Genomic DNA, 4,429 nt, shown 5'->3' with positions numbered 1-4,429 from the left:
CTTGCATGTATTAGGCACGCCGCCAGCGTTCGTCCTGAGCCAGGATCAAACTCTCCAAAAAAGGGTTTGATTTGCTCAAAATGGTTTAAAAACGCTTTGTCTTGTTCAGTTTTCAAGGTTCAATATGGAGCGGGTGAAGGGAATCGAACCCTCGACAACAGCTTGGAAGGCTGTGGTTTTACCACTAAACTACACCCGCATAGATTCCCGAGTCGGGAAGACAGGATTCGAACCTGCGACCCCTTGGTCCCAAACCAAGTGCTCTACCAAGCTGAGCTACTTCCCGTAAATTATGAAATTCACAACTTTTATATCTTATCATATCTTGTGATCGTGGTCAATACTTTTATGCGGTCGAGAGGACTTGAACCTCCACGGGATAAATCCCACCAGGCCCTCAACCTGACGCGTCTGCCATTCCGCCACGACCGCGTAATAAGATATGGAATGGTTATAACATTTTTGTGAAATGGTGAGCCGTAGAGGATTCGAACCTCTGACCCTCTGATTAAAAGTCAGATGCTCTACCGACTGAGCTAACGGCTCACGAAATAAAAATAACTGGGCTAGCTGGATTCGAACCAGCGCATCACGGAGTCAAAGTCCGTTGCCTTACCGCTTGGCTATAGCCCACCGATACATTAATTTGATTCACAGAAAATTTAATTGTGTCAGAAATCCCTTTTTTCTGATTAAGTATATATCATATTATTACCATAAATGGATAATTTATAAGAAAGTGACCCCTACGGGATTCGAACCCGTGTTACCGCCGTGAAAGGGCGGTGTCTTAACCACTTGACCAAGGGGCCATAATAAACTCCGCAGGTAGGATTCGAACCTACGACCGATCGGTTAACAGCCGATTGCTCTACCACTGAGCTACTGCGGAATGCATCGTTAAATCCGACGTTTTATATAATACACTATTCGTTTTTTGTTGTCAACTATTTTTTTAAAAAAATAATCGGAAGCTATGCTAACTGATCGAATAGTGCTTGTTTAACGTTGCTTTATTATAATATCCTCTTTTTAATTAAATGTCAACAAAAAATTTAATTTTATTTTTCTAATTTTAAAAGCTTACCCCTACATTTTCCACACACAAAACGATCCGTATTAACTCGCCTTTTCCTGTTATAAATATATTTACAAGTTTGGCATTGATACCGATGGATTTGAACCGTTTTTTTTGACAAATATTTACTGGGCAAAGGAGTACAAAATCTCGGTGCACCTACTTTTTGTGCTAATTGTTTAAAGTCACGATCTTTGTGGTGATACCCCATTTTATTTTGATGAAGATGATAATGACATAATTCATGTTTAATAATCCCAATAAGTTCTTTTTCTCCATATACATCAAAGTATTTTTTATTGATCTCAATATTCCCCGTTTGTAAGAGATACCTTCCCCCTGTCGTGCGCAGTCTTTGATTAAAACTTGCTTTATGTTGGAAAGGGGCTCCAAAGTATTTTAACGATATTTTTTCAACTAATCTTTGTAATTGTATATCATCCACGTTTTTCACCTTAACTTCTCTTAAATTAACTACACATTTTTACGAAACTTGACAACCTATGCCATCATAAATTGATTATAAGGATCGATTAACTTTATAAATAATTTAAACTTAATCATATTTTATCACCTCTTACAATAAGGAGGGTTAAACTATGCCTACATGGTTAAAGGTACAAATCCGACGGGCATTTTATGAAAAAAATAGATATCAAATCAAATTGTTAAATCAATGTTGGTATTTTTACCATAAAAAACACCTTTCTTAACCCTGTTTGTCTATTTTTGATTTAGAAATAATAGTAGTCAAATTTCAAAATACTTTCTAATACTTTAATAATCTAAATGGAATATTTTATGTATAATCTTATACACAGTTATAAAAACAGCTGCAGTAATAGGAACTACAGCTGTTTTCCTTCTTTTATTCCTTTAACATTGTTAATGCAATTCTTCCTTTCTTAACGTCAACATCTAATACCCACACGGTAACAATATCACCGACTGAAACTACATCTAAAGGGTGTTTTACATATTCATTACTCATATTAGATATATGGACTAACCCATCTTGTTTAACTCCAATGTCTATAAAGGCACCAAAATCGACAACATTCCGAACAGTTCCTTGAAGTTCCATTCCTGGTTTTAAATCTTCCATTTTTAAGACATCTTTTCTTAATAACGGTTTAGGCAAATCATCCCTTGGGTCGCGTTCTGGTCGTTTCAATGCATCCAAGATATCTTTCAAGGTTAAATAGCCTACATTAAGTGTTTGAGACAAATCTTCCATGTCAATTTTATTCAAACGTTTGATTAACTCTTCCGTTCCAATATCCTCTTTTTTCATGCCGATTTTCTCAAGTAAAGCTTCGACAACTGGATAGTTTTCCGGATGGATACTTGTACGATCTAAAGGTTCCTCTCCATCAACTATTCTTAAGAAACCAATACACTGTTCGTATGTTTTTGCTCCTAATCGTGGTATGTTCTTCAATTCTTTTCGATTTTTAAACTTCCCATTTTCTTCTCGATACTTTTTGATATTATTCGCTACAGTTTTAGTAAGACCAGATACATATTGCAATAAAGATGGTGATGCAGTGTTTACATTAACACCGACTTGGTTCACAACCGTCTCAACGACAAAATTCAGTGATTCTTGTAATTTCTTTTGAGATACATCATGTTGATATTGACCAACACCGACTGATTTTGGATCAATTTTAACTAATTCAGCTAATGGATCTTGTAATCTTCTTGCAATTGACACCGCGCTTCTCTCTTCAACTTGTAAATCAGGAAACTCTTCTCTTGCTAGTTCAGAAGCAGAATAGACACTCGCTCCAGCTTCATTGACAATCATATAGACAACACCGTTATTATCTAATTTCAAAACATCAGCTATAAACTCTTCTGTTTCCCTAGATGCTGTTCCATTACCGATAGCAACCATTTCAATGCCATAGTTCCTTAACATCTTGAGAACTTTCTCTTTTGCCTCTTCTCTTTTTGCTTTTGGAGGGTGCGGATAGATCACATCAATTTGAAGCACCTTTCCAGTTTCATCTACTACCGCTAATTTACAACCGGTTCGATAGGCAGGATCAACACCAAGAACGATTTTTCCCTTTAATGGTGGTTGTAACAATAGTTTACGTAAGTTTTCAGAGAACACAAGAATCGCTTGCTCCTCTGCCTTTTCCGTTAATTCATTACGTACTTCTCGTTCTATTGAAGGTTGAATCAAACGTTTATAACCATCCTCAATTGCAGCGGCTACTTCTCCAGCAACTGGTGAATGATATTTATCTGCGATTAACGCTTCATTTAAATACCGGATAATCTTGTCAACATCAGGCTTAATAGTAATTTTCAATATATCCTCTTTTTCTCCACGATTTAAAGCTAAAACACGGTGAGGGACAATGCGATTTATAGGTTCTTCATAATCATAATACATTTCATAGACTCGTTTTTCATCCTGCTCCTCATTTTTTACCAATGATTGTATCTTTCCATATTTTAATGTTTCAAAACGAATCCACTTTCTTATCTCTGCCTGATCCGATACATATTCTGCTATAATATCTTTCGCACCATTGATAGCATCAGAAGTAGTTAAAACTTCCTTTTCTTCATTAATATATTTTGCTGCTTCTGCATTTAAATCTCCTTCATCAGGTAGCGTAAGCATCCAATTTGCTAACGGTTCAAGCCCCCGTTCTTTTGCGATACTCGCCTTTGTGCGCCGTTTTTGTTTATAAGGCCGGTACAAGTCCTCCACTTCTTGAAGTTTCGTTGCCTTATTAATTTTTTTCACTAAGTCTTCTGTCAATTTTCCTTGTTCTTCAATGATACGAATTACTTCTTTTTTACGTTCTTCTAAATGCATCAAATAATTCCAGCGTTCTAAAATATCACGAATGATTACTTCGTCCAAAGCACCGGTTACTTCTTTCCGATAGCGAGCAATAAATGGAATTGTATTTCCTTCATTCGTTAATTCTATGACACTCTTTACCTGTGATAGCTTAACGGACAGCTCCTTTGCTATTTGTTTCATTAAGTTTATTTGACTTTTATCCACTTGTTTATCAATTGTTTGTTCCAATATGTTCACTCCCTAAAATTTAAACAACTTAAACTTAAAAATTGGCAATACATATACATTTTCTAGTATGAATTCCTTAATAAAACTTCCCTTTTATATTAGACGTTTCTACTTTCTAGTTGCAAACACTTATGCAAGTGTAATTTAGATAGGTAGTAGGTAAAAAATAAAGGTTCTCCGTCAAATGTTGGGGTGGTAAAGAAATCAGGCCACCCCTATCCTATATGTAGACCCATTCCTTTATACTGATGTCTCAATAAGATTCTTGCTCGAAATCTCTTGAAGTTTTTATA

At 35.8% G+C, this 4,429-nt stretch carries 3 protein-coding genes, 7 tRNA genes and 1 rRNA gene; 1 reads left to right on the top strand and 10 read right to left on the bottom strand.

The genetic code is table 11. The features are described from left to right. The 9 genes from OEV82_RS15890 to OEV82_RS15850 all read right to left on the bottom strand — a co-directional run. Nucleotides 1-61: ribosomal RNA gene (locus tag OEV82_RS15890) — 16S ribosomal RNA — on the bottom strand; the annotation flags it as partial. A 64-nt stretch (nt 62-125) separates the two neighbouring features. Beyond that, a tRNA-Gly gene (locus OEV82_RS15885) sits at nt 126-199 on the bottom strand. Nucleotides 200-212: 13 nt separating this feature from the next. After that, nucleotides 213-286 (bottom strand) — tRNA-Pro (locus OEV82_RS15880). 63 nt (nt 287-349) lie between these two features. Continuing rightward, nucleotides 350-432 (bottom strand) — tRNA-Leu (locus OEV82_RS15875). A gap of 38 nt (nt 433-470) precedes the next feature. Further along, nucleotides 471-546, bottom strand: a tRNA-Lys gene (locus OEV82_RS15870). A gap of 15 nt (nt 547-561) precedes the next feature. Then, nucleotides 562-633: transfer RNA gene (locus tag OEV82_RS15865), tRNA-Gln, on the bottom strand. Between the two features lie 107 nt (nt 634-740). Further along, a tRNA-Glu gene (locus OEV82_RS15860) sits at nt 741-812 on the bottom strand. An 8-nt stretch (nt 813-820) separates the two neighbouring features. Then, nucleotides 821-892, bottom strand: a tRNA-Asn gene (locus OEV82_RS15855). 169 nt (nt 893-1,061) lie between these two features. Beyond that, on the bottom strand, nt 1,062-1,523 hold the full coding sequence (locus OEV82_RS15850; protein ID WP_173660985.1) for a SprT family protein: 462 nt from the start codon (nt 1,521-1,523) through the stop codon (nt 1,062-1,064). Between the two features lie 154 nt (nt 1,524-1,677). Between OEV82_RS15850 and cmpA the strand changes: the two genes are divergently transcribed. Then, complete coding sequence (gene cmpA / locus OEV82_RS15845) at nt 1,678-1,791, top strand: cortex morphogenetic protein CmpA (protein WP_173660973.1); 114 nt, start codon at nt 1,678-1,680, stop codon at nt 1,789-1,791. A gap of 155 nt (nt 1,792-1,946) precedes the next feature. Here cmpA and OEV82_RS15840 read toward each other — a convergent pair whose 3' ends face one another. After that, a complete protein-coding gene (locus OEV82_RS15840; protein ID WP_173660987.1) occupies nt 1,947-4,088 on the bottom strand; it encodes a Tex family protein in 2,142 nt (713 codons plus the stop codon). Nucleotides 4,089-4,429: the final 341 nt, after the last annotated feature.

The sequence above is a fragment of the Pallidibacillus thermolactis genome, from assembly GCF_025660415.1.
GTDB lineage: Bacteria > Bacillota > Bacilli > Bacillales > Caldibacillaceae > Pallidibacillus > Pallidibacillus thermolactis.
Note: the sequence above shows the minus strand (reverse complement) of the source record. Positions and strands in the feature narration are given on the sequence as shown.